The sequence below is a fragment of the Psychrobacter sp. AOP7-A1-24 genome (assembly GCF_052376235.1).
Lineage (GTDB): Bacteria > Pseudomonadota > Gammaproteobacteria > Pseudomonadales > Moraxellaceae > Psychrobacter.
Map to the genome: position 1 here is coordinate 1 of NZ_JBQSVM010000005.1, position 24,884 is coordinate 24,884.

At 43.7% G+C, this 24,884-nt stretch carries 20 protein-coding genes and 2 tRNA genes; 13 read left to right on the forward strand and 9 right to left on the reverse strand.

Annotation, left to right across the window (positions count from 1 at the left end):
• Both ACT3QQ_RS02940 and ACT3QQ_RS02945 read right to left on the reverse strand, forming a co-directional pair.
• Positions 1–183: TetR/AcrR family transcriptional regulator (locus tag ACT3QQ_RS02940; protein ID WP_444526842.1), on the reverse strand; the 183-nt coding region annotated here is incomplete at its 3' end.
• Position 184: 1 nt separating this feature from the next.
• Complete coding sequence (locus tag ACT3QQ_RS02945) at positions 185–529, reverse strand: DMT family transporter (RefSeq protein ID WP_444520545.1); 345 nt, start codon at positions 527–529, stop codon at positions 185–187.
• A gap of 486 nt (positions 530–1,015) precedes the next feature.
• On the opposite strand from ACT3QQ_RS02945, the gene ACT3QQ_RS02950 reads away from it, so the two are divergent.
• The 3 genes from ACT3QQ_RS02950 to ACT3QQ_RS02960 all read left to right on the forward strand — a co-directional run bounded on the left by ACT3QQ_RS02950 (position 1,016) and on the right by ACT3QQ_RS02960 (position 2,662).
• Positions 1,016–1,091, forward strand: a tRNA-Asn gene (locus ACT3QQ_RS02950).
• A gap of 190 nt (positions 1,092–1,281) precedes the next feature.
• Positions 1,282–1,611, forward strand: coding sequence for a CopG family transcriptional regulator (locus tag ACT3QQ_RS02955; RefSeq protein ID WP_444526843.1), 330 nt, complete (start codon positions 1,282–1,284; stop codon positions 1,609–1,611).
• Positions 1,612–1,930: 319 nt separating this feature from the next.
• Positions 1,931–2,662 (forward strand): hypothetical protein, encoded by a 732-nt coding sequence (locus tag ACT3QQ_RS02960; protein WP_444526844.1) that lies wholly within the window; start codon positions 1,931–1,933, stop codon positions 2,660–2,662.
• A 104-nt stretch (positions 2,663–2,766) separates the two neighbouring features.
• Here the strand turns inward: ACT3QQ_RS02960 and ACT3QQ_RS02965 are convergent.
• From ACT3QQ_RS02965 to ACT3QQ_RS02975, 3 genes are all read right to left on the reverse strand, one after another.
• Positions 2,767–2,857: transfer RNA gene (locus ACT3QQ_RS02965), tRNA-Ser, on the reverse strand.
• Positions 2,858–2,949: 92 nt separating this feature from the next.
• A complete protein-coding gene (locus ACT3QQ_RS02970) occupies positions 2,950–4,098 on the reverse strand; it encodes a type I glyceraldehyde-3-phosphate dehydrogenase (protein ID WP_444526845.1) in 1,149 nt (382 codons plus the stop codon).
• 103 nt (positions 4,099–4,201) lie between these two features.
• Positions 4,202–6,139 carry an AAA family ATPase gene (locus ACT3QQ_RS02975; RefSeq protein WP_444526846.1) on the reverse strand — a complete coding sequence of 646 codons (1,938 nt, stop codon included), beginning with the start codon at positions 6,137–6,139 and terminating at the stop codon, positions 4,202–4,204.
• 335 nt (positions 6,140–6,474) lie between these two features.
• Between ACT3QQ_RS02975 and exaC the strand changes: the two genes are divergently transcribed.
• The 9 genes from exaC to ACT3QQ_RS03020 all read left to right on the forward strand — a co-directional run bounded on the left by exaC (position 6,475) and on the right by ACT3QQ_RS03020 (position 18,049).
• Positions 6,475–8,001, forward strand: coding sequence for an acetaldehyde dehydrogenase ExaC (gene exaC, locus ACT3QQ_RS02980; RefSeq protein WP_444526847.1), 1,527 nt, complete (start codon positions 6,475–6,477; stop codon positions 7,999–8,001).
• A 224-nt stretch (positions 8,002–8,225) separates the two neighbouring features.
• Positions 8,226–9,254 carry an alcohol dehydrogenase AdhP gene (adhP, locus tag ACT3QQ_RS02985; protein WP_444526848.1) on the forward strand — a complete coding sequence of 343 codons (1,029 nt, stop codon included), beginning with the start codon at positions 8,226–8,228 and terminating at the stop codon, positions 9,252–9,254.
• A gap of 226 nt (positions 9,255–9,480) precedes the next feature.
• On the forward strand, positions 9,481–9,807 hold the full coding sequence (locus ACT3QQ_RS02990) for a DUF779 domain-containing protein (protein WP_444526849.1): 327 nt from the start codon (positions 9,481–9,483) through the stop codon (positions 9,805–9,807).
• Between the two features lie 190 nt (positions 9,808–9,997).
• On the forward strand, positions 9,998–11,641 hold the full coding sequence (locus ACT3QQ_RS02995) for a GMC family oxidoreductase (RefSeq protein WP_444526850.1): 1,644 nt from the start codon (positions 9,998–10,000) through the stop codon (positions 11,639–11,641).
• A 486-nt stretch (positions 11,642–12,127) separates the two neighbouring features.
• On the forward strand, positions 12,128–13,768 hold the full coding sequence (locus ACT3QQ_RS03000; RefSeq protein WP_444526851.1) for an ABC transporter substrate-binding protein: 1,641 nt from the start codon (positions 12,128–12,130) through the stop codon (positions 13,766–13,768).
• 173 nt (positions 13,769–13,941) lie between these two features.
• The gene (locus ACT3QQ_RS03005) at positions 13,942–14,958 is read left to right on the forward strand and encodes an ABC transporter permease (RefSeq protein WP_319052180.1); all 1,017 of its coding nucleotides are present in this window, start codon (positions 13,942–13,944) and stop codon (positions 14,956–14,958) included.
• A gap of 139 nt (positions 14,959–15,097) precedes the next feature.
• Entirely contained in the window at positions 15,098–16,012 is a 915-nt protein-coding gene (locus tag ACT3QQ_RS03010) for an ABC transporter permease (RefSeq protein ID WP_444526852.1), read from the forward strand.
• Between the two features lies 1 nt (position 16,013).
• Entirely contained in the window at positions 16,014–17,081 is a 1,068-nt protein-coding gene (locus tag ACT3QQ_RS03015; RefSeq protein ID WP_444526853.1) for an ABC transporter ATP-binding protein, read from the forward strand.
• Positions 17,078–18,049 carry a peptide ABC transporter ATP-binding protein gene (locus ACT3QQ_RS03020; protein WP_444526854.1) on the forward strand — a complete coding sequence of 324 codons (972 nt, stop codon included), beginning with the start codon at positions 17,078–17,080 and terminating at the stop codon, positions 18,047–18,049. The genes ACT3QQ_RS03015 and ACT3QQ_RS03020 overlap by 4 nt, the downstream gene beginning before the upstream one ends.
• 88 nt (positions 18,050–18,137) lie before the next feature.
• Here the strand turns inward: ACT3QQ_RS03020 and ACT3QQ_RS03025 are convergent, their stop codons facing one another.
• The 4 genes from ACT3QQ_RS03025 to serS all read right to left on the reverse strand — a co-directional run bounded on the left by ACT3QQ_RS03025 (position 18,138) and on the right by serS (position 23,592).
• Positions 18,138–19,184, reverse strand: a complete 1,047-nt coding sequence (locus ACT3QQ_RS03025; RefSeq protein ID WP_444526855.1) for an NERD domain-containing protein — start codon at positions 19,182–19,184, stop codon at positions 18,138–18,140.
• Positions 19,185–19,271: 87 nt separating this feature from the next.
• Positions 19,272–19,805, reverse strand: a complete 534-nt coding sequence (locus ACT3QQ_RS03030; protein WP_444526856.1) for a hypothetical protein — start codon at positions 19,803–19,805, stop codon at positions 19,272–19,274.
• Between the two features lie 207 nt (positions 19,806–20,012).
• Complete coding sequence (tkt, locus tag ACT3QQ_RS03035; RefSeq protein ID WP_444526857.1) at positions 20,013–22,010, reverse strand: transketolase; 1,998 nt, start codon at positions 22,008–22,010, stop codon at positions 20,013–20,015.
• Positions 22,011–22,305: 295 nt separating this feature from the next.
• Positions 22,306–23,592, reverse strand: coding sequence for a serine--tRNA ligase (serS, locus tag ACT3QQ_RS03040; protein WP_444522492.1), 1,287 nt, complete (start codon positions 23,590–23,592; stop codon positions 22,306–22,308).
• A gap of 500 nt (positions 23,593–24,092) precedes the next feature.
• Between serS and ACT3QQ_RS03045 the strand changes: the two genes are divergently transcribed.
• Positions 24,093–24,752: a YcxB family protein gene (locus ACT3QQ_RS03045; protein ID WP_444526858.1), complete on the forward strand. Its 660-nt coding sequence runs from the start codon at positions 24,093–24,095 to the stop codon at positions 24,750–24,752.
• Positions 24,753–24,884: the final 132 nt, after the last annotated feature.

Sequence of the window (24,884 nt, forward strand, 5' to 3'; positions counted from 1 at the left end):
CACGAGTGCGTTTTTGGTAGAAAAATGATGCATCACACCACCTTTGGTAACCCCAACTGCATCAGCGACTGCCTGAAACGTTACCTTAGATAAGCCTTGCTCCAATGTGATACGTGCTGCCTGATCTAACAACGCACGACGAATGACTTCTGGTTGTTTTTTACGCTTATAAGCATTTACCATATCAATGCACCACAGAATTAGACAATAAGTTCATCACAACAACACCGCCGACAATCATCGCGATACCGACCACTGCTGCTGTATCGAGATTTTGCTTGAATAGCACCACACCAGCGAGTGATGTCAGCACAATCCCAAGCCCGCCCCACAGTGCATACGCAATGCCTAGCGGTATGGTCTTGAGCGTCTGAGCCAACAGATAGAATGAGATAGCATAGAGCACGCCCATCATCAAAGTTGGCACCAAACGGGTGAACTGTTCTGACTTTACTAAAAAAGTCGTACCCACCACTTCGCATATAATGGCAATAGTCAGATAACCGTAAGCAATCGTAGTAGGACTCATCTTTAGAACACCCGCTTTTTTCAACGCATGCTATGAAAAAACATAGCAAAGAAACCACATGGTCGGTATTTTATAGAACTCTACTACCAATGTGAAGGGTTATCTTGCAACTTTATTGTGTCAAACGATGTCGCACCACCTTTATATTTAAAAATACAAAGCATCAAATCTAGTTTGACTTTATTCAATTCACATCTATTTCTATACTTTTATCATTTTTCCTATATATCAGATGAGAGCTTCTGAAAATAATCTTTATTCTTGCAGCCTATTTATAGTCATTTTCTATAAAATTGAGCCTTGAAATAGCTTATCGGACAAGGGATTGACGTTAATTTTCAATAATTGCGATAATATTTATAATTAAACGCATAATAAGGTTGACAGCCTGTAACGACTTGGCTAAAATGTGCCCCACATAACGCAAACAAGATAATTAATTGCTTTAATACAAAGCATCAATAACTTGTTGTTATGACCATCTATTCTCCAATAGCTCAGTTGGTAGAGCAACGGACTGTTAATCCGTGTGTCCCTGGTTCGAGCCCAGGTTGGAGAGCCATATACTAAAAACCTTCATCATAATTTGATGGAGGTTTTTTTATTGTTGTACCTTTTATATTTACCTCTAATAATATTAGCACGGCTGCGGTGTTCTTTTAGACATTTTTGTTGTATGGTAAGGTTAGATTTAATTGGGTTCGTTTTTGTTTGAGTGCTCTGCTCATACTCACTAAAAGTAATGGTTTATTATGATACCTGTACGTGTAAAAAATAAATTCTCTGCGCATCCGCAGAAGATCATGCGTCCGATTAGTATTCGTTTGTCTGAAGAGATGATTACCCTATTAGAAACGACGTCTTCAGACTTGGGCTTTAAGCGCATTCAAGGGCTTATTCGTCTTTACATTCGTCAGGGCTTGGATCGTGACCATCAGGATTATACGCTTGCCCATGATGAAGTATTCATCGAAACGCTACGTAAGCGCGGCGTTAGCCAGCACATTATTGATGAAGCGATTGTCGTGACGCATAACAATAACATCACTCATCCGCTATCTGAATTACAAGATGACGACTAGACGATTGATAGTAGCGCTATAAAAATAGCATTATTCAGTGCTATCAGAATAAAAAAGACCAAGCTTGCTTGAGCAAGTTTGGTCTTTTTTTGTGGCCGTTATAAAAGTTGAAACATTACCGATATTTCTCCAACTCTCTTCTTATTACACCCTTCTACCATCTAATCTACCGTATATATATTTTTAGACACTCCAAGCTATCTGCGACTGTAATTATCCATAATCAAACACAACAGATGTTTAAACAAGGTATATTAAGAGTATAGTCGTGACTATTTATGAGGTTGCAACATAACACAGGTTTACAAGGAGGTGTACGATGACGAGCTTACATCAGCGTTTCAACAAAGCTTTGTTTTCAACCGTAACAGTAGCCATGCTAGCGATTGTGGCTGGCTGCTCATCGCCGCAGACTGATCCAAGTAAGATAACCATACCGACAGATTCTGACCAATGGCAAAAAAAGTTAGGGCAAACTTTTGAGCAACTGTCTGAGGCTGACCAACAAGTGCTCAGCCGATATATGCTGCGCATGAAGTTGAGCGATGCTTATGAGTCAGGTGCCATGCCGCGCACTACTATTAAGCAAGCACTGATACAACAGCGTGAATACGAGCGTCTACATCCAAACAATCCAACGGGCAAGAAAAGCCCTATCGTCACTGATCAGGCTGCTAACGCTACCGCGCAGATGTACCCTGTCGCCCTACTACCTGTGAAAACCAGTGATAGCGATAGCTTAAATCAAGTCAAAATGCAGTTTATGCTATCCAATCATGGGACAGGTGCGATAAAAAGCTTTAAAGGTACGCTAACCATGAAGGATGCCAACCTGAAAAAAGGCAAGAACTTCAATGTGCCTTTGACAACGTTTGATCCACCTATCGCACCAGAACAATCCGGAAAAATAATTATCGAAAGCAGTATTGAGGATATCAATGTCATGCGTGCTATCAAAAACGCTAACGGCATGACTATCGAGATTAATAAAGGCACGCTTATCTTAGTAGACGATCAGACAATCGAATTTGAAGACTCACTGGTGAAGTAGCCGCCCCGCACTATATTGAGAGCTCTATAGAAGGTAGTATTGGCTACTTTTATCAATACCATAAAAAAAGCCCCAATCATTGCTGATTGGGGCTTTTTCGAATTTGGCGGAGACGGAGAGATTCGAACTCTCGAAGGGCTATTAACCCTTGTCGGTTTTCAAGACCGGTGCATTCAACCGCTCTGCCACGTCTCCATTGGTGCATCATTATATAGATATCATTTTATAATGCAAGCCCCTAATCTAAAAAAATTCAATTAATTTTCGAATACTTGTAAATTGGTGCATTATCGCTGGCTTGAGGCCAGATGTAAGCACATATCGAGCAGCCTATTGGCATAGCCCCATTCATTGTCATACCACGCAAAAACCTTATACTGACCGCCTACTTGCATAAGCTGCTGACCATCAATAATGAGTGACTCAGTCTGATGGATAAAATCACTAGATACCAGTGGCTCATCGGTATAGGCCATGATGTCATGCAGATGTGCTTGGCTGGCAGATTTGAGCACCTTTCGCACTGTCTCAATATCGACATCTGGCGTATCAAATACAAAGGTGACATCAATCGCAGCCACGTCGATAGTGGGCACCCGTATCGAATGTCCATTTATCTTGCCAGCCATAGCTGGTAGCACCCGCTCTGTCGCAGCAATACTACTGGACGTCGTTGGGATAATATTATAGCCAGAAGCGCGCGCCCGTCTTGGGTCTCGATGTGCTTGATCGAGCACCGTTTGGTCAGCTGTGACTGCATGAATCTCTGTCATCATGGCAGACTGTACACCAAACGCTTTATCTAGCGTATCAATCAGCGGTACCAATGCCTGCGTGGTGCAAGAGACACTAGAGATAATCGGTAGCTCAAGCGTGAGCGCATCTGTATTCACACCCATGACGATGCAAGCATCCACATCGTCAAATGGTGCGGCGCCGATAATAACTTGCTGCGCACCAGCATCAATATGTAACGTCGCTTGCTCATACGAGCGAAAATGCCCAGTACATTCTAAAACTACATCGACACCCAGCGCCTGCCAAGATAAGTTTTTAGGATCAGGTTCAGACAGCATATTGATGCAGTAAGTTAGGTTGTTCTTGGTCAGGCAGAGTTGGGTATTGTTCACATCGTCTGACTCAGTTCCTACAATCTCAGCATCAACCCCTAAGCGACTGAGACGACCATGTGTGCTGTCAAACTTTAACAAATGCAGCAAAATATCCGCTGGCGCCAAATCATTAATTGCCACTACATGAATCGCGCGGCCTAGCACTTCAAAACGCTCCAGCAAGGCACGCAGTACATTACGCCCTATACGTCCAAAACCATTGATAGCAATTCTCAACGGTTTTATGCTCTCGCCCGTAGTACGAAACGTCGCGGCTATCGGGTCAGAGGTCAATTGATAAGTAGCGCTAGAAAAATCAGGCATAAAGGGTATCGCTATAAAGGGATATAGAAATTGAGCGCTATCACAATGAGCGCTCTGATGAATGCTTATACTGAGTACAAAAAACTCTCAAATATCGTAAAGATTAAGGTGTAATAAAAATTAATGCGAGACGAATGGTATTGTAATCAATACTCTGTTTGAGATGATCAAATATCGGACGCAGTTTGATACTACCATCATCATTGAAATCATTGGGGTTATTAGCGACTTTGATCGCGACATAGGCATTACCAACCGCTGTCATCACCTCATTATCTGGACGCAGATGATCGCAGGCAAGACTTGGATCTTGTGATTTTAGCTCACCGATGTGCCGCATGATGGTTGACTGTGATAGCTGACGCGCTTGTGATATCTCTGCGATGGTTAAGCTTTCTTCTAATAATACTCTGGTCGCAAGCAGCGTACTGTCTGATTTGTCAGAGACTTGATTGCCTAACTTCTGTTTTTTATCGATTTTTGCTTGCTGCTGTTCACGGCGCTTCTTTTGTAGAGAAGCATACGCATCAATTACTGACTTACTCAATGTACCACCTGATTTTAAGATGAACTTCTCATGCGCCTGCGTCATACTCTCTTCATCTAGCATCGCATAATTGGCATCAGCCTCTTCAGACAGTACCAAGAACCGCTTATCAGCGCCGCGTGCTAGAGGATCCAGCTGCAAGCTCATGTCATTTATACCTAGCAATTGTAGGCCTGATAGCGACTTGAGACGTGACAATGCCACATAGCCTTGTCCCAATTCAAAAGTACGTGACAAGTCAATTTCAGCTGCATCGAGGGTCATGCCCTGTGATTTATGAATAGTAATCGCCCATGCCAGACAGAGCGGCACTTGTAAGTAACTTGCTAGCACATCACCCGTTTCATCTTCGATAATCCATTCTTCAGGCTCAGCGATAACCTCTCGTCCTGAATTAAGCCGCACGACAGGCATTTTCTGGGTCGGTGGTTTCTTCGACTTTGGTTTTTCTTTATCCTTTTTAGCAGCGGACTTCTTACCTTTCGTTGTTTTTTCGCCAGCAGCATCTTCATCAACATCATCGCTGCTATCACCTTCAATTAACGCGTCACTACTTTCTTTATCGTCTATTTTGACAGCAGCAAAACCAATCAACTCGCCCATTGTTCCATTAGAGACGCCAAGCTCAGCATTGTTTTTGATAAACATCACCTTTGCGCCAACTTTGAGAATCAACTCGTCTTGGGTGCGGACGGTCTTTTTTAACGTCTCAACCAGCTTACTATCGCCTGTCGCCGTCGCCTCAAAACGCATCATCTCTCCATCTAGAGAGGCCAGCTCTTTATCATTGATTTTATTCACGTTGAGATTGTGCGTATACAGACGTGTACGCTTGATATCGACACTTTGGTCATAAGTCGCTTCTAAAGCGGCAATTGCCTCAAAAGTCACTTCCTGACGACGAATTTGGTTAAGAATATCGTCCAAGTCAAGACCACCGTTGGCCGCATCGCTGACTTGACGATGCTGCTCAGACAAATAGCAAATATGGAACTTAGCATCGAGCCACGCCTCAGACATAAAGGCAAACTTTTCACGATTGGTTTCACCTTTACTACCAATCGGTGGTAGCTGGAAAAAATCTCCTGCAACAACCACTTGAATACCGCCAAACGCTTTGTCATTTTTGCGAATGTGTTTAAGCACTTGGCTGACCAAGTTAAGCTGCTTGGCATGCAGCATCGAAATCTCATCGATGACCAATACCGCAGTATCTTTCAATCTGTCTGCCAAAAACTGCTTGCGTGACAAAGTGGTCAAATCTCGATCAGTCAGCTCATCTTTGATACCGATGCCTGACCAGCTATGAATCGTCGTGCCATTCATGTGCGTGGCGGCAATACCCGTACTGGCGGTCACCGCAACGGGCACACGGCGGGCGCGTAGATAGTCGATGTATTGATTGAGAGTATAAGTCTTACCTGAACCTGCTGAGCCGGTCAAAAAGACGTTTTGACCTGTTTTTAAGATATCAAGAGCAGAAGATTGACGCATATATGTAAACCAACCAATAACTTAGAAAAAAAGAGCCGCTATCAGCAAATTTATAAATGCAATAGCCTAAAAAACTGCCAATAATTATAGCAGCTACATCAACTTTACGAACCACTTTAACCGATACATTTTCTATAACTAAATTTCATACGTATACCGACTAATCATTATTAAAATTGAGTATAAGTATAAGCAAAAGTTCAGTACGATTGATTGAGAACTTAATTAGGAAGATTAAGTAACGACGATATAAGTCTTTATTTCATACATAATAAAATGATGAATTATGGTTTACCCATCGTGTACCTGATATATAAAACAACAAGGAGCAGTTAATGTTATACCCTTATCCGAATACCGAAAAAAGCCAAGTCCAATTCCGCGAAAAATACGACAATTTCATCGATGGTGAATGGGTAGCACCGATTGATGGTGAGTACTTTGACAATACCAGTCCCATCGATGGCAAAGTCATCTGCCAAGTTGCCCGCTCAAAATCAGCCGATATCGAAAAAGCCTTAGACGCGGCACATGCTGCTAAAGATGCTTGGGGCAAAACCAGTGTGACAGAACGTGCGAATATCCTACTCAAACTCGCTGATAAAATGGAAGCCAATCTCGAGTCTATCGCTATTGCTGAATGTTATGAAAACGGCAAGCCAGTGCGTGAGACACTTGCAGCAGATATCCCTCTAGCCGTTGATCATTTCCGTTATTTCGCTAGTGCCATTCGCGCCCAAGAGGGCGGCATTAGTCAAATCGATGATGATACTGTCGCCTATCACTTCCATGAGCCACTTGGCGTTGTCGGTCAGATTATTCCTTGGAACTTCCCTATCCTAATGGCCGTATGGAAACTAGCCCCTGCATTAGCAGCAGGTAACTGTATTGTTCTTAAACCTGCGGAACAAACCCCTGCCTCTATTCTATACATGCTAGAAATTATCGGTGCTGCTGATATTTTACCTAAAGGCGTATTGAACGTGGTTAATGGCTTTGGTGTCGAAGCAGGCAAACCGCTGGCTTCAAACCCGCGTATCAATAAAGTTGCCTTTACTGGCGAGACCACCACTGGTCGTCTTATCATGCAATATGCCAGTGAAAACATCATTCCTGTGACCTTGGAGCTGGGCGGTAAGAGTCCAAACATCTTCTTCGCCGACATCATGGATGAAGATGATGACTTCTTAGACAAGGCGGTTGAAGGTTTGGTCATGTTTGCGCTTAACCAAGGTGAAGTCTGTACCTGTCCATCACGTGCACTGGTACATGAAAGTATTTATGATGAATTTATCAAACGCTGTGTCGCCCGTGTCGAAGCCATTAAAATGGGCAATCCACTAGATACTGACACTATGATTGGTGCACAAGCAAGCTCAGACCAGCTAGAGAAAATCCTGTCTTACCTAGATATTGGTAAACAAGAAGGCGCAAAAGTCCTAGTTGGTGGCGATCAAGCCAAACACGATGGCGACCTAGCAGACGGCTACTATGTTAAACCTACTATTTTTGAAGGTACAAACGACATGCGTGTGTTCCAAGAAGAAATTTTTGGACCTGTACTTGCCGTGACTACCTTTAAAGATGATGAAGACGCAATGAAAATTGCCAACGATACGTTGTATGGTCTGGGCGCAGGTATTTGGACGCGCAGTGTTCATAAAGCATATCGTTTCGGACGTGGCATCCAAGCAGGCCGCGTATGGACTAACTGCTACCATGTCTATCCGTCGCATTCTGCATTCGGTGGCTACAAACAGTCTGGTATTGGCCGCGAAAACCATTTGATGATGTTAGATCACTATCAACAAACCAAAAACATGCTGGTATCATACGATCCGAAGAAAATGGGCTTCTTCTAGGCGCACATTTAAATACAGGCTTAAAGTACTTTGCAACTGAGGTTGCAAAGTGTGTTAGGAGTGCTTATAGAGCATTTTCATATAGTAGCGATAGTCGGTTCAATCTAGTTCGGATACAAGGAAGGCGCGTGAAAGTACTACAAGTAGTAGACTAGACGAGGCTAACAACGTATCTAATCTATAGAGAGTTGGCTATATCAAGACTTATGACAAGGAATAACGACATGACTGATAAAATGAAAGCAGCCGTATTGCACGAGTTCAATCAACCTCTAAAAATCGAAGAAGTAGATACTCCCACCCCAGGTGCTGGTCAAATTTTGGTCAAAATGCAAGCGTCAGGCGTTTGTCATACTGATCTACACGCAGTCGAAGGAGATTGGCCGGTCAAGCCCAGTCCTCCATTTATCCCAGGACATGAAGGCGTTGGTTTAATCACTGCCGTCGGTGACGGTGTTACTCACGTAAAAGAAGGTGACCGAGTTGGCGTACCTTGGCTTTACTCAGCCTGTGGACACTGTACTCATTGTTTGGGCGGTTGGGAAACGCTATGCGAGAGCCAAGAAAACTCTGGTTATTCAGTCAATGGTAGCTTCGCAGAATATGTTCTAGCGGATGCCGATTATGTTGGTATTATTCCTGATAGCGTTGATTCTGTAGAAATTGCACCAGTACTGTGTGCAGGGGTCACTGTCTATAAAGGGCTCAAAATGACTGATACCAAATCAGGCGATTGGGTCGTGATCTCAGGTATTGGTGGGCTAGGTCATATGGCAGTGCAATATGCCATTGCAATGGGGCTAAATGTTGCAGCAGTGGATATTGATGACGAAAAACTTGCCTTTGCTAAGAAGCTAGGTGCCAAAGTTATAGTCAATGCAAAAGACACTGACCCTGGTGAGTATCTACAAAAAGAGATTGGTGGCGCGCATGGTGCACTAGTAACAGCAGTATCATCTAAAGCGTTTGACCAAGCATTGAGCATGTTGCGACGTGGGGGTACTTTGGTCTGTAATGGTTTACCAACAGGCGACTTCCCTGTCTCTATCTTTGACACCGTATTAAACGGCATCACTATTCGCGGCTCTATCGTGGGTACACGTCTTGACTTACAGGAGTCTTTAGATATGGCCGCCGCAGGAAAGGTCAAAGCGACTGTGGCAGCAGAACCACTAGAAAATATTAACGACATTTTTGATCGTATGCGCGATGGAAAAATCGAGGGTCGTATTGTCATTGATTATAGTATGTAATTATCACTCGTGATATTTTGACTTTTTCTTAACATAGTCGATTAGAGATAATTTGACTATAGATCATAAACCATCAGTCGTATCATTTTCGTTCACATGCTATAAATGATGTGAGTGAAAGTGATACGACTTTTTATATTCTCACTTAATATAAATATGAGCTAACCTACTTCACTTCAAATAAAACAATTTCTACAACTATAATTTACATGATAAGGAAGTCATTATGAAAGTTACAGCAACAGAAGCCTGCACTACCTTGATTGAACTGCTTAAATCTAAACATGGTGAGCTGATGTTTCATCAATCAGGTGGCTGCTGTGATGGTAGCTCGCCCATGTGCTATCCATTAGGAGAGTTCAAAGTGGGCGGTCAAGATGTACTGGTTGGTGAGCTTGCTGGCTGTCCATTCTATATGGGTAAGGCACAGTATAATCTATGGCAACACACCGACCTCACCATTGATGTCGTCGATGGGCGCGGTGCAAGTTTTTCCTTAGAAATACCTGAAGGCAAACGCTTTATCGTACGCTCAGAAATCTGTGCGATATAAGCTCGTTCGGTGCAACACTAAGTAGCATTCATTTTAAATGATGTACCAAATACAACAGTCTTAGCTTCTCCTATGATATTGGTACAAACAGATACCGCTGAGTCATTTTTATTTTATTATTTCAGCAGAATAATAGTTACTGTAAAGCGTAGCCTATTTTAATTAGCACGGATGCTATAAGGAATATAAAATGGAATTTGACACAACCTTTGACTATGTCATCGTAGGCGGTGGCTCAGCGGGCTGCGTGCTCGCCAGCCGTCTTACTGAGAATCCAGATATCAGTGTTTGCTTGTTAGAGTACGGCGGTGATGGCAAAGATCTAGCAGTACGAGTACCTGCTGGACTGATTCTGATGGTTCCTGGCAAACCGCTTAAATTGAATAACTGGTGCTTTCACACCACTCCGCAAGAGCACCTTAATAACCGCAAAGGTTTTCAGCCGCGTGGACAATGCCTAGGCGGTTCATCAGCCATCAATGCCATGATCTATACACGCGGTAGTAGATTAGACTATGAGCGCTGGGTAGAGCAAGGCTGTACTGGCTGGGGATTGGAGGATGTCCTGCCTTACTTTCTTAAAGCTGAAAACAACGTCCGTGGTAGCGATGACCTACATGGTGATAGCGGGCCGCTGCATGTTAGTGACCTACTTAGTCCACGAGATATTTCTAAAGCATTCGTAGAAGCTGCGATTGCCAATGGCCTAGATCATAACACCGACTTTAATAGCGAAAAGCAAGACGGTACAGGGTTATATCAAGTCACTCATTTCCATGGTGAAAAACAAGGCCAACGCTGCTCTGCTGCGGCCGCTTATCTACATCCTGTACAAAACCGCTCCAACCTGACGGTTATCACTCATGCTCAGGCTAACCGCGTCATTATCAAAGACAATCAAGCAACAGGTGTCGTCTACGAAAAAGACGGCGTCGAACACACTGTCATGGCACGTCATGAAGTCTTACTATCAGGTGGTGCGTTTGGTTCACCCAAAGTTCTGATGCTTTCAGGTATTGGTCCTGCAGATCATTTGCAGTCTCATGGTATCGATGTGGTGGTAGATGCACCTGAAGTCGGTGGCAATTTACAGGATCACTTAGACGTCGTCTTTGATTACGAGGTCAATACTACTGACGTTATCGGTATTGGCATGGCATCTATTTCGACACTGACCAAAAGCATTCGGCAATGGAGAAAGGACGGTACAGGCATACTATCTACCAACTATGCCGAAGCAGGTGCGTTCTTTAGCGTCGGTGATGATCCAAAAGAGTGGCCAAACACCCAGCTACACTTTGTCATCTCGCGCGTGATCGAGCATGGCCGCGACCTCAGACGTGGGTTTGCTGTCTCTTGCCATAGCTGTTACTTACGTCCTGAAAGTCGTGGCACTGTCAGATTGGACTCAGCAGACCCATCTGATGCCGTCTTGATCGATCCAAACTATCTGTCTCATCCAAAAGACGTAGAGTATATGGTGGCAGGCGCCGAGCGGACTCGAGCCATCATGCAGGAGTCCGCGCTCGCTAAGTACATCACGGAAGACTACCCTGCCCCTTACATCGAAAAAGATGGCATGCTTGGCTATATCCGCAATAAATCAGATACTATTTATCACCCAGTAGGCACTTGCCGCATGGGCTCAGATGACAGCTCCGTGGTTGATTTGGAACTGAAGGTACGCGGTATAAGTGGATTACGAGTCATCGATGCTTCAGTGATGCCAACGCTTATTAGCGCCAACACCAATGCGCCAACCATTATGATTGCCGAAAAACTAGCAGACCTTATCAAGGCAACTCATGATCATGCCGAAAATATCTCTGCATAAAATATAGTCATATATATCGCCACACAGCACAGATAACCATCCTAAAGGCACTTCATAACTGGCTACACTAAACGAACGTAACCAGTTTATTTCTTGACGTCTATATTTAGTAATAAAGATATACAGAAATAATTTTTAACTGCATACCTGTAAAAATAAAATGTATAGACAAAAATCAATAAATTATAGTACATTCCACTAAAATCATGCTATTAACAGCATAATAATCTATTTTTTATCAAAATTAGTTTATTTATAGCTTGCGTTACTACAGATTAAAAGAGTATATTCGAACGACTTGCTTATATTTTTAGTTTCCATCTATATAATTTAAAGTTATAACAACCTTTAATATGTTTTATTTTGTATATATTAAATATTGTATAGATGGAGACTTTAGAGGTTATTAAATACTTTCTCATCGTATTCATGCTCAAGTACTAGCATATGGATACATGAATAACTACCATTACATAGGATGTAATAATGCAAAAATCACTCTTCAAACTTACGATGTTGGCGACGTTTGTCTTAGGTATCAGTGCCTGTAGTGGAGACAACAAAACTACCGACGACTCTGCTGCTAGTTCAGACGCTAAAGCTGCGAAGACATTGCTCTATTGCTCTGAAGGTAGCCCTGCTGGATTTGATCCAGCGCAGTATACTTCAGGCACGGATTTTGATGCGAGTGCATTCCCTATTTACAATGGCTTGGTAGAATTCAAAAGAGCGGAGACAGAGATTCAACCAGGACTTGCTGAAAGCTGGGACATTAGCGAAGACGGTAAGACTTATACTTTTAATCTACGCAAAGGGGTTAAATTCGGTACAACTGACTACTTTACTCCGTCTCGCGATTTCAACGCGGATGACATTGTCTTTACGCTAGAACGTATCACTGACCCAGACTTTGAATTCAATAAGGCTTATCCTGCTGAATTCCCATATTCGGTCGGTATGGGGCTACCTGATATTATCTCTAATATCGAAAAGGTTGACGACTATACGGTGAAAATCACCCTTAGCGAAACCAATGCGCCGTTCCTACAGAACCTAGCGATGCCTTTCGCTTACATCAACTCTGCTGAGTACGCAGATCAATTACTAGCCTCTGATAATGCTGCTGATATTAATACTAAGCCCGTAGGTACCGGACCTTTCGTCTTTACTTCATATCAAAAAGATGCGCAAATTCGTTATACCAAAAACCCAGACTACTGGAACAAAGACGACATTTATATCGACAACCTAGTATTTGTCATCACTAAAGACTCAGCAGTTCGCGCCCAAAAAGTGCAAGCTGGCGAATGTCACGTGTCCGCTTATCCAAAACCTGCCGAAATTGAATCTGTCAAAAAATCAGGTAAAGCTACTGTGCTAGATCAGCCTGGCTTCAACGTTGGCTATGTCGGTTACAACGTAGAAAAACCTCAATTGAGCGATCTTAAAGTTCGTCAAGCATTAGATATGGCGATCAACAAAGATGCCATTATCAACGCGGTTTATCAGAGCGAAGGTCTCAAGGCGACCAACCCAATGCCACCAACGCAGTGGGGCTATGACGAGTCACTTCAAGACGCGCCTTACGACGTCGAAAAAGCAAAAGCACTGATTAAAGAAGCCGGCGCGGACAACCTAGCTATCAATTTATGGTATATGCCTGTTCAGCGTCCGTACAATCCAAATGCCAAGCTAATGGCTGAAATGCTGCAAGCAGACTGGGCGAAAATTGGTGTTGATACCAAACTTGTGACTTATGAGTGGGGCGAGTACCTCAAGCGCGCGGCTAAAGGCGAGCCTGATGTCATTCTAGCGGGCTGGACTGGCGACAATGGTGATCCAGACAACTGGCTTGGCTCATTATTGTCTTGTGACGCGGTCGGTGGCAATAACTACTCACGCTGGTGTAACAAAGACTTCGATAATTTGGTGACCAATGCCCGTCAGATTAATAATCAAGATGAGCGTGTCAGTGAATATGAGCAAGCTCAGCAAATATTCAAAGAGCAGCTTCCTTGGACGACGATGGCGCATTCAGTAGTGACGGTATTCACCGCACCAAACGTTGTCGATTATAAAATCAGCCCACTTGGCTCAATACGCTTCGATGGTGTAAAAGTTGAATAACCTTGACTGATTAACTCCGTTACGACATTCGCAATTTATTCATTGATTTTCGGCTGGGTCAGTTACTATGCTCCAGCCGAATTCATATAAGCAATATGCATTAAGCGATTTGCCACGGAACTCTTCATCCTTACTAATACTCTAATCATTGAACCACAACTATTGAGCAGCCCATGCTACTTTATATTCTGCGTCGTATTGCCATTTTAATACCCGTCTATCTCGGCCTAACGCTATCAACTTTTACTCTGATTCGTCTCGTACCTGGAGATGCAGTCGAGATTATGATGGGTGAGCGTATGGTCGATCCAGAGCTACATGCTCGTGCCCTCGAGCGACTAGGATTAGATAAACCTCTTATTGCTCAGTACTGGGATTATTTAACGGGTATCTTGACAGGTGATTTCGGCCAATCTTTTCGTACTCGCACACCCGTACTACAAGACTTCTTTGCTCACTTTGTCCCTACTTTAGAGTTAGCGCTGTGTGCCATTGTTATTGCTAGCGTCGTTGGTATTAGCTTGGGAATTTTTGCTGCCCTACGCCGTGGTACGTGGATTGATTATACCCTCATGTCAGGTGCACTGGCAGGATACTCTATGCCCATTTATTTATTGGGCCCCATCCTGACTGGTATCTTCGCTCATTACTTAGGTCTTTTACCCGTCGCTGGCGTGATATCTGTCGCTCAGTTTTTGGACGTGCAGCCATTGTATGGCTCATGGTTACTTGGCTCTCTCACATCAGGAGAACCTGGCGCGTTTTGGAATGTGGTCAAACACTTTATATTGCCTTCGATTGCATTATCGACCATTCCGTTAGCGATGATTGCACGGATGACGCGCTCTGCGATGCTGGAGGTGTTAGATGAAGATTATGTACGTACAGCACGAGCCAAAGGCTTATCTCCACGCCGAGTGATACTGGTTCACGTGATGCGCAACGCATTGATTACTGTTGTTACAGTCGTTGGTCTACAGATGGCAACGTTGCTCGCGGGTGCCATTATTACCGAGACAATCTTTAGCTGGCCTGGTGTTGGTAACTGGTTGCTCGATGGATTCTTCACGCGTGACTACCCTATTGTACAAAACGGTATTTTATTGGTCGCCACCGCTCTGATTTTGGTTAGTTTATTTATTGATATTTTGTATGGTCTGATCAATCCACGTATTCGCCATACTTCTTAATTTAACATTGATAAATACTCACATTATAAATAGTGATAATTAGCGCTTGCATGGTTCTAGAGGTTTTAGCAAATTTCTAATAATTGTTAGGAAGGAAGCCCAAACGAAACCGATGCGCTAGCCACTATAGGAAATGCTCATGAAGCCTTCTGTTCTTCCCTCTGATGTCAATCTGATGGCAGCCACACCGCCGTCATCTTGGCAGCTATTTTTATCGACATTCTGCCGAAACAAAGGCGCCGTGATTGGTTTTATTGTACTGGCACTGATGGTTCTAGTTGCTATACTCGCGCCTGCTATTGCACCCCACGATCCTTATGAGTTATTCACCGGTCAAGAGCAGTTGCCACCTGCCTTTTTAGATGGCGGCAATGCGATGTTTTGGCTAGGCACTGATGATGCGGGCCGAGATACATTGTCTCGAGTGATGTATGGCGCGCGTTATTCGTTGTTTATCGGTCTAAGCGCAACGACTTTGGCGATGTTGGTTGGTATCTCACTTGGGCTGAGTGCAGCGTTCTGGCCAAAGGTCTGGGGCAAAGCGGTCATGCTAGTCAATGATATTCTGATGTCATATCCGAGCTTGCTATTGGCGATTATCATTGCCGCTATCTTAGGGCCTTCTATGACCAATACGATTATTACGATCGCACTGGTCTGTACACCGCCTTTTATTCGTCTGACTCGTGCCACAGCAATGGTAGAGCTACAACGTGAATATTTTATTGCCTCACAAGTGATGGGCGCTGGCGTGCTTCGTTTGTTGTTTATTACTATTTTGCCCAACTGTATGGCACCGCTTATCGTACAGGCAACGATGATTTTCTCATCTGCTATTTTAGAAGCGGGTGCGATTGGTTTCTTAGGCTTTGGCGTACAGTCACCTGATGCCGAATGGGGCGCGATGCTAGGTACGGCGCGTCAATATATTCAAAGTAATGTTTGGCTAGCAATCTGGCCGGGTGTCGCTATCTTCTTAGCTGCACTATCGATTAACCTGACTGGTGATGGCTTACGCGATGCGCTAGATCCTAAATTAAAGCAGGTGACCTAAGATGACTGAACCATTAATTAATACGCCTATCACTCACACGTCTATGAATGGCGCATCAACAAAAGACTCACCATTGCTGCTAGATATTGAGAACCTGTCTGTCACTTTTGGACAAGGAGTGCGTGCCTTTCGCGCAGTCGATGATGTATCGTTAAAGATAACCCAAGGGGAGGTCATCGCTGTCGTTGGTGAATCCGGCTCAGGTAAGTCAGTCACTATGATGGCGCTGATGGGGCTGTTGCCACCTTCTGCGACCGTACGCGCACAGCGAGTGGTCTTTGACAATAAAGACATGCTCAGTATGTCAGCCAAAGAGAGACGCGGCATCATTGGTAAAGACATCTCTATGATTTTTCAGAATGCGATGTCTTGCCTAAATCCAAGCTTTACGGTTGAGATGCAGCTAGGTGAAGTACTACGCAAACACCTTGGTTTACGAGGCGCAGCAGTACAAACACGCATCTTAGAGCTCCTAGAGTTGGTCGAGATGCCCGATGCCAAAAACAGACTTAAGGTATATCCGCATCAACTATCAGGCGGTATGAGTCAACGGGTTATGATTGCGATGGCCATTGCTTGTGAGCCAAAACTGCTTATCGCAGATGAACCAACCACGGCCCTGGATGTCACAGTACAGGCGCAAATCATGGATTTGCTGAGCCGATTGCAACGCGAAAAACAAATGGCCATGGTATTAATCACCCACGATTTGGGTCTGGTTGCGCAAAACTCGCGTGATGTCGCGGTCATGTATGCTGGACAAGTGGTCGAAACCAGTACCGTGCCAGAGATTTTCCAAAACCCTGCACACCCTTATACTGAAGCATTGCTACAAGCCATCCCTGAGTTGGCTATTGGTCAAGATAGGCTAAACAGTTTACCAGGGGTCGTGCCAAGTCAATATGACCGGCCGGCTGGTTGCTTGCTGTCTCCGCGTTGTCCGTATAAAGAGCCTGCTTGCGAAGTACCGCCACCTATTTTAGATACGCCCAATGGCAAGGTGCGTTGTATTGATTCTAATATTACCTCTCGCCCCTCTCACGCTGCTACTTTGGAGTCACCAGTATGAGTAATAAAGTGGTCCTAAAAGCAGACAATCTACACAAGCACTACCCAGTATCACAAGGTCTGGGCAAAGCAAAGGCCTACGTAAAAGCGCTCAATGGTGTCTCTTTCGAGCTTGAAGCTGGCAAGACATTGGCCGTCGTTGGTGAGTCAGGCTGCGGCAAATCCACCCTTGCCCGCCAGTTGACACTGATCGAAGCACCTACACATGGTGAGCTATTTATCAACGATGAAGGCACCACTGGCTATAGTAGAAAGGCGCTAAAAGAGTTGCGTACTGAAATACAAATGGTCTTCCAAAACCCGTATGGGAGCTTGAACCCACGCCATACCATTGGCTATCAATTGACTGAACCATTGGATATTCATACCAAACTGTCCAAAGAAGAGAAGCGCGACAAGATCAACGAGATGATGAGAAACGTGGGTCTACGTCCTGAACATGCTGGTCGTTTTCCGCATATGTTTTCGGGTGGTCAACGGCAGCGAATTGCCCTCGCCCGCGCCATGATGCTCAATCCAAAAATCGTCGTCGCTGATGAGCCAACTTCCGCGCTCGATGTGTCCATTCAAGCGCAAGTCTTGAATCTATTTATGGACTTGCAGGATGAATATCGTACTGCCTACGTCTTTATCTCGCACAATCTATCGGTCGTACGTCATGTTGCTAATGATGTGATGGTGATGTATTTGGGTCAAGCGGTCGAACACGGCCCTAAAGAAGCGATTTATAATGCGCCAAAACATCCGTATACCATTGCATTATTGGCTGCGGCACCAACGGTAAACGGTCATAAAAATGATTTGACCCTACAAGGTGAGCTACCAAGTCCGCTTAATCCACCAAGTGGCTGCGCCCTACATAAACGCTGCCCCTATGCCACCTCGCAATGCAGCGAAGTAGAGCCACAACTGCGCGAATGGGACGGTCGATTGGTTGCTTGTTTACGTTTAGAAGAGATATATGGTTAAGGTGATTAAGGTTAAAATGATTAAGGTTAAAATGATTAAGGTTAAAATGATTAAGGTTAAGATGATTAACGATTAAGATGATTAACGATTAATCAATATTCACCACACCGCGACATTTGGGAAATTGGCTACAACCAAAAAAGGTCTGACCTTGATTCAGGCCTTTTTTTGCTACTCTCTTAATCATCTCACCGTTACACCTTGGACAGGTTGGTATTTGGACAAGATTAGCGGCATTGTCTGTCGCTTCAATTATCGCAGGTTCATTAACTTTTGGCTCAGACTCTACAACCTCAAACGGCGTAAGAAAAACCTTATCAGCAATATCGTGCGATATAATTGTATGCTGAATATCTGCCTGCTGAGTATCCATACTATCAATTGGTAAATCGCTAGATTCAATTTCAGTCTGACCAGACCATCGATGCACTTCTCTACTTTTTAGAATAGCTCGTTTAGCGGTCTCTTTTACTATCGGCTCTGGTATAGGCTTATTAGCCACTTTAGCAGTTGGTTTATCATTAGCGTTACCGCTAGGCTGCTTATTCGTATTCTGGCTTGGATTGCTATGCTTGTCTTTTAGATAGGCTTTGTGCTGCCGATTGGTGCGCCAAGACTTACTAAATCTATTGCTATTAATCTGCTCAACAATGGATGTGACCTCGTCTTCAGTGAGTATCTTATCTTGCTTTTTCTTTACATACGACACCATGCCACCTGTCAATACATGCTCGGGTAACTCATCGCGGGTTTTTAATTCGCACTCACCGATAAAGGCAATCATCGAATGGAAGTAGCTTAGCTCTAAACCTAATAAATCTGCGAGCGTCTTAATGTGCAAGTAGTTTTGCCGCAATGGGTTTTGGAATTTGAATTTACTGCCATTTTGGAAAACTTGTGTCCACTGTCTTTGGTTCTCGCTACCATATATCCAGCCTTTATAATTTTTGGTCTCAATCACAAAGATGCCGTATACGGAGACGATAATATGATCGATTTGGGTGCTGCCGCCATTGGCTCTTGGCAAGGTGATACCGTTTAATCGGTGGTAAACATCTTTTTCAAGCTTAAGCCACATGGCGACGTTGATGACGGTCTCACCTAGGAAACCTTTAAAGCTGGATTTGATGGACATAAGAAAATCTCAAAAAAAGACTTATTAAAGTTTATATATCTTGAAAATTCTCAGATTTCAGAATTTATTCGCTGTTCTAAACTGAAGCTAATACAGTGACTCAATACTTAAAATAACTTTGTCTGATAGCTCATTAATACTTTCTGCAGCTTCAATAAATAGATCTTTATGATTAGTCCAAGCTGCATGATAGCCATCTCGTTGTAACCTAGTATTTTCTGCAAGAAGTTCATTTGTTTGCAATACAATGGACATAAGCTCTGTTAACTGCTCTTGTATGACTCCACTTTTCGATGCAATTTTTAAAATATTAGCGTACTCTTTCACCAAACTAAAAAAGTCCTCATCAAAATCTTCGGGGCTTCTGTTCACACCAAGAAAAGATTTTCCCCCTGATTGAAAATCTAGAAAATCTTTAGTGCATGAACGTAATCTATATAAATCTGGTAGTAAAGACACTTGTACTACTCTTGAGAGAGATATCTTCTCAGCTTCTTGTTTCTTTTGTGAGTCTTTAGCTAGCTTAAAGGGAACCCATATTGCGATGCCAATTGCTATTATACTTCCAATAGCTTGCACCCATGCTGCTGTCGCAATCCAATTAATCTCATGAAATTCCAAACTGACACTTCCTTATCAAATCTTGATTAGGTTCAAACAATGGTAGGATAAACTCATACTATTAAAGAACGATTCTTATAAACAACTTAGGTAATAAGCAAAATTTAAACTTCCGTAAAAATTTGAAAGCTTAGCTCAATTTACCATAAAAAAAGCCACCAGATTTCTCTGATGGCTCTTTTTTAAACACTAACTCAGTCAGGCTAATTACACCAAACTATTTACCGCTTCGACCACAGCGTCAATCGTGATACCGAACTCTTTATACAAGTCACTGGCAGGCGCAGATTCACCATAAGTCGTCATACCGATGACTTTGCCATCTAGACCAACGAACTTATACCAGTAATCTACATGCGCCGCTTCGACTGCGACGCGAGCACGGATGTTGGCAGGTAATACGGATTCGCGATAGCTAGCATCTTGCTCAACAAAAATCTCTGCGCATGGCATAGACACCACACGGACGCCAACACCATTTGCGCTCAATGTTTCATATGCTTCCATCGCTAGGCCAACTTCTGAACCAGTGGCGATGATGATGGCTTGTAGCTCGCCCTGCTCTTTTGCCAATACATAACCACCTTTGGTGATGTTCGCGACTTGCTCGCTATCACGTGCTTGATGTGGCAAGCTCTGACGGCTGAAGATTAGCGCTGAAGGATTGTTTTCAGACTTGATTGCTTCTACCCAAGCGCTAGCAGATTCAGTTGCATCACACGGACGCCAAGTGCGTAGATTTGGCGTCGTGCGTAGGCTAGTCAATTGCTCAACTGGCTGATGCGTTGGGCCATCTTCACCCAGACCGATAGAGTCATGGGTGTAAACATGAATGACGCGCTGCTTCATGAGTGCGCCCATACGTACCGCGTTACGTGCGTATTCCATAAACATTAGGAACGTGGCTACGTAAGGGATAAAACCACCATGTAATGCGATACCATTGGCAATCGCGGTCATACCGAACTCACGTACGCCGTAATAGATATAGTTACCGTCAGCGTCTTTCTCGATGCCTTTAGCGCCTTTAAATAGCGTAAGGTTTGAGCCTGCTAGATCCGCTGAGCCACCCATTAGTTCTGGTAATAATGGCTGCAAGCTGTTGATAGCGTTTTGGCTGGCTTTACGACTAGCAACATCGCCGCCCGCTTCTTGCGTTTGCTGAATATAGGCTTGTGCTTGGCTAGCAAAGTCAGCAGGCAACTCGCCATTTAAACGACGTAACAATTCTGCTGCAAGCTCTGGATAGGCTTTTGTGTACGCTTCAAAGTCTGCGTTCCAGTTCTTTTGCTGTACGTCGCCTTTGGCTTTGGCATCCCACGCTTCATAGATTTCATCATCTAATTCAAACGGAGCATGTTTCCAAGACAATGCATCACGAGTCAAGGCGATTTCGTCATCACCAAGTGGCGCACCATGACTGGCTGCGAGACCCTGCTTATTCGGGCTACCAGCACCGATAGTTGTTTTACAAATGATGAGACTTGGCTTAGCAGACTCTGCAAGCGCTTGTTCAGTGGCTTGCGTAATCGCATCAGCATCATGACCGTCGACCTTGATAACTTGCCAGCCGTACGACTCAAAACGCGCTTGCGTATCATCTGTGAACCAGCCTTCGACATTACCATCGATTGAGATACCATTGTCATCATAAAAGAAGACTAGCTTACCAAGCGCCAACGTGCCAGCCAGTGAGCACACTTCATGACTGATACCTTCCATCAAGCAACCATCGCCTAAGAATGCATAGGTGTTATGGTCAACGACGTTATGACCGTCACGATTGAACTGCGCGGCTAGGGTTTTTTCTGCAATCGCAAAACCAACGGCATTGGCAATACCTTGACCTAGTGGACCAGTCGTCGTTTCTACACCAGGCGTGTAGCCAAGCTCAGGGTGACCTGGAGTTTTTGAATGCAGCTGACGGAAACCTTTTAGGTCATCAGCGCTGACATCGTAACCTGATAAATGTAACAACGAATAAATAAGCATCGAGCCATGACCGTTTGACAGTACAAAGCGATCACGGTTGTGCCAATTAGGATCTGCTGGGTTGTGCTTCAAAAACTTGCGCCACAAAACTTCGGCAATATCAGCCATACCCATTGGCGCACCCGGATGTCCAGAGTTGGCTTTTTGAACCGCGTCAAACGACAGTACACGGATGGCATTGGCTAGTTTACGTTCGCTAATTGGAGCTGGCATAGAGTGTCCTAATATTCGAATGAGTCGTATAAAGATAAGAGGAGAGTTTACTCAGAGGATAATCCATCAAAAACGCGGCAGGCGCCTTTAATGAATAGGCTATAAAATAAAAATGCAATATTAACATATTTGCTATAAGCCTAGCCAAAAATGCGGTGACAGGACCGTTTATATTTAGCAATGACTCACATCGTTTTTGTTAAACGATAAGCAATGACGGACTTTTACTTAAATCATAAGTAACAAGCCGCGAGTGACTTAATGGACTTGCAGCTTGTTACTTATAGCCAATTTATTAAATTGAAATAGTCTCAGCACCGCCCATAAACGGACGTAATACTTCTGGAATCGTAATGCTGCCATCAGCGTTTTGATGGTTTTCCATCACTGCTAATAGCGTACGACCAACTGCTAGACCTGAACCGTTTAAGGTATGCGCTAAGCTAGTTTGCTTGCCGTTTTTGACACGCGTACCCATACGTCGCGATTGGAAATCACCACAGTTAGAGCAGCTAGAGATTTCACGATAGGTATCCTGGCTCGGTAACCATACTTCGATGTCATAGGTTTTTTGTGCGGCAAAACCCATATCGCCCGTACATAGCTGTACCGTGCGGTATGGTAGGTTCAATTGCTGCAAGATATATTCAGCCTGCCCTGTCATTGCCTCAAGCAAGTCATCGGACTGTTCGCTAGTGCCAACATTGACCATTTCAACTTTTTCAAACTGATGCTGACGAATCAGACCGCGCGTATCACGCCCGTGTGAGCCAGCTTCACTGCGGAAACATGGTGTATGTGCAGTGAATTTTAGCGGTAGCTCTTTGATATCCAAACGCTCGCCGCGTACCAAGTTAGTCATTGGCACTTCAGCCGTTGGAATAAGATAAAAATCCATCTCATCATTATTAGTATGGTTGCTCAGCTTAAATAAGTCATCTTCAAACTTTGGCAACTGACCCGTACCTTTTAAGCTATCGCTATTGACGATGTAAGGCACGTAGGTCTCAAGATAGCCGTACTTCATAGTATGCGTGTTCAACATGAATTGAATCAATGCGCGATGTAATTGTGCGAGCTTCCCTTTAAGCACGTTAAAACGGCTACCAGTCAATTTGGTTGCTGCTTCAAAGTCCAGCATACCAAGTGTCTCACCGATATGCGTATGATCTTGAATCTCAAAATCAAACGTACGCGGCGTGCCCCACTTACGCACTTCTACGTTATCGTCTTCTGATGTACCGACTGGCACACCTGCCGCAGGAATATTTGGAATTTGCAAGGCTGCTTGAGTGATACGCTCTTGTAGCGTACGTAGCTCGTCTTCCGCAGTCTTAATCTCACCGCTAACGCTTTGCATCTCAGCCAGTAGCTCACTGGCATCTTCGCCTGATTTCTTTAGGGCGCCTACTTGCTTAGCTCCAGCATTACGGCGCGATTGCAACTCTTCAGTTTTAACTTGTAGAGACTTACGTTCAGACTCAATTGCTTGCCAAAAGTCCATATCAAGCTCATAACCACGGGTGGCTAGCTGCTGTTGTAGGTCGCTTAAATCGCCGCGTAAGAGTTTCGGATCAATCATAGTAGTTGCCTGTAACACTAAAGGTGAGTAAAAGGTTTAAAAGTATTATTAATAAAGTAATCGTCTAGCGCGCATCGCTATCACAGTCTCTGTGGTAACTGGCTACGACATTATGTTTTACATCAACATATCTGGTAGACGCTATAATACCAAGACACGGCAGATTTGACCATGTTTTGGATATCTTTGGCTGCTTTTCACTGTTTTTAACTGACTTTCACTAGCTTTTATTCATTATGCTAATCGCTTATAGCAAGTTACTCTATTTTTAATTGCTCACTTTTGCTTTCGTCTCGTCTTAATAAGCTGAGTATATAGCTTGAACTATGGCATTAATATGACATCTATCCGTGAACAGTCTTGCTTATATGTTTCATTTAGGAGTACTTTTCGGTAAGATAAGCGCATACCTTTATTCACTTCTAGCCAAGTACAGCATCGCTGCTTCGCTTTGGCAGTTTTAATCCAACGCTTTTAATATAAGTATTTGAGAAACCTTTATGGCCCTGTACCCCTACACGCTCCAACCTGTCGCCTTAAACCTAACTGAGGCTGAATTTCACCAAGCACAGTATGAACTGTTTGCCAGTGCCAGCCCTTCTTTTGGTTTATCAAGCTTTAAGACCAAAGAGTGGATCATCATGGCAGTGGTTATGGTACTTGCTATTGCAGGACTTATCTTTGTAACAGGCTATTCAACCATCATATTTTGGTTAATGCTGGTTGGTGTGGTGATTTATCTATTGGCGCGTACCTTAGGTTTTAAATGGTATGTAAAAAGAGAATTTGACAAACAAGTGGCCGACCAAGAGATGCCAGATGAAATGCGTCAGATGAAGTTAGGCGTGCAGAAGCATGGTCTAGTCATGGCAATGCCAAGCAATCAGCCTGACATGATGAAAAACTCACAAATGCGCGGTATGCAGATGCGTGCAGGCGCGACCCAACAAGCGGTTATTCCTTGGACGTCTATCAAAAGCTGGGATGAGACTGACGACTATATCTTTATGATGTTTGAGATGAAAGGTCAGCAAGGCAGCCAAATCGTACCGAAACGTTTGCAAGCACAGAAGTTCCCTATCGATACAGTACGTCAGCATCTACAAGAAGTGGTTCCTATTAAAGGATTGAACCCTGAAAACTTGCAGCCACCAGCATAAGCGTAATTAAGCTTCTCTATCGTTTAGAAAAACAACCGAGAAACTTGTTTTAGTTTTATAAAACCAATCGTAAAATTGTATTTATTAAATTTAACTTATTAATAATAGTTTGCTATTATTATAAGCATCAAA

Bases quoted from the DNA above. Each gene is read 5' to 3' on its own strand.
- ACT3QQ_RS02990 (WP_444526849.1), top strand. From the start codon at position 9,481: ATGAAAGTTACAGCAACAGAAGCCTGCACTACCTTGATTGAACTGCTT.
- ACT3QQ_RS03045 (WP_444526858.1), top strand. From the start codon at position 24,093: ATGGCCCTGTACCCCTACACGCTCCAACCTGTCGCCTTAAACCTAACT.
- ACT3QQ_RS02995 (WP_444526850.1), top strand. From the start codon at position 9,998: ATGGAATTTGACACAACCTTTGACTATGTCATCGTAGGCGGTGGCTCA.
- ACT3QQ_RS02975 (WP_444526846.1), bottom strand. From the start codon at position 6,139: ATGCGTCAATCTTCTGCTCTTGATATCTTAAAAACAGGTCAAAACGTC.
- serS (WP_444522492.1), bottom strand. From the start codon at position 23,592: ATGATTGATCCGAAACTCTTACGCGGCGATTTAAGCGACCTACAACAG.
- exaC (WP_444526847.1), top strand. From the start codon at position 6,475: ATGTTATACCCTTATCCGAATACCGAAAAAAGCCAAGTCCAATTCCGC.
- ACT3QQ_RS03015 (WP_444526853.1), top strand. From the start codon at position 16,014: ATGACTGAACCATTAATTAATACGCCTATCACTCACACGTCTATGAAT.
- ACT3QQ_RS03010 (WP_444526852.1), top strand. From the start codon at position 15,098: ATGAAGCCTTCTGTTCTTCCCTCTGATGTCAATCTGATGGCAGCCACA.
- ACT3QQ_RS03020 (WP_444526854.1), top strand. From the start codon at position 17,078: ATGAGTAATAAAGTGGTCCTAAAAGCAGACAATCTACACAAGCACTAC.
- tkt (WP_444526857.1), bottom strand. From the start codon at position 22,010: ATGCCAGCTCCAATTAGCGAACGTAAACTAGCCAATGCCATCCGTGTA.
- ACT3QQ_RS02945 (WP_444520545.1), bottom strand. From the start codon at position 529: ATGAGTCCTACTACGATTGCTTACGGTTATCTGACTATTGCCATTATA.
- ACT3QQ_RS02955 (WP_444526843.1), top strand. From the start codon at position 1,282: ATGATACCTGTACGTGTAAAAAATAAATTCTCTGCGCATCCGCAGAAG.
- ACT3QQ_RS02970 (WP_444526845.1), bottom strand. From the start codon at position 4,098: ATGCCTGATTTTTCTAGCGCTACTTATCAATTGACCTCTGACCCGATA.
- ACT3QQ_RS03000 (WP_444526851.1), top strand. From the start codon at position 12,128: ATGCAAAAATCACTCTTCAAACTTACGATGTTGGCGACGTTTGTCTTA.
- ACT3QQ_RS02960 (WP_444526844.1), top strand. From the start codon at position 1,931: ATGACGAGCTTACATCAGCGTTTCAACAAAGCTTTGTTTTCAACCGTA.
- ACT3QQ_RS03005 (WP_319052180.1), top strand. From the start codon at position 13,942: ATGCTACTTTATATTCTGCGTCGTATTGCCATTTTAATACCCGTCTAT.
- ACT3QQ_RS03025 (WP_444526855.1), bottom strand. From the start codon at position 19,184: ATGTCCATCAAATCCAGCTTTAAAGGTTTCCTAGGTGAGACCGTCATC.
- adhP (WP_444526848.1), top strand. From the start codon at position 8,226: ATGACTGATAAAATGAAAGCAGCCGTATTGCACGAGTTCAATCAACCT.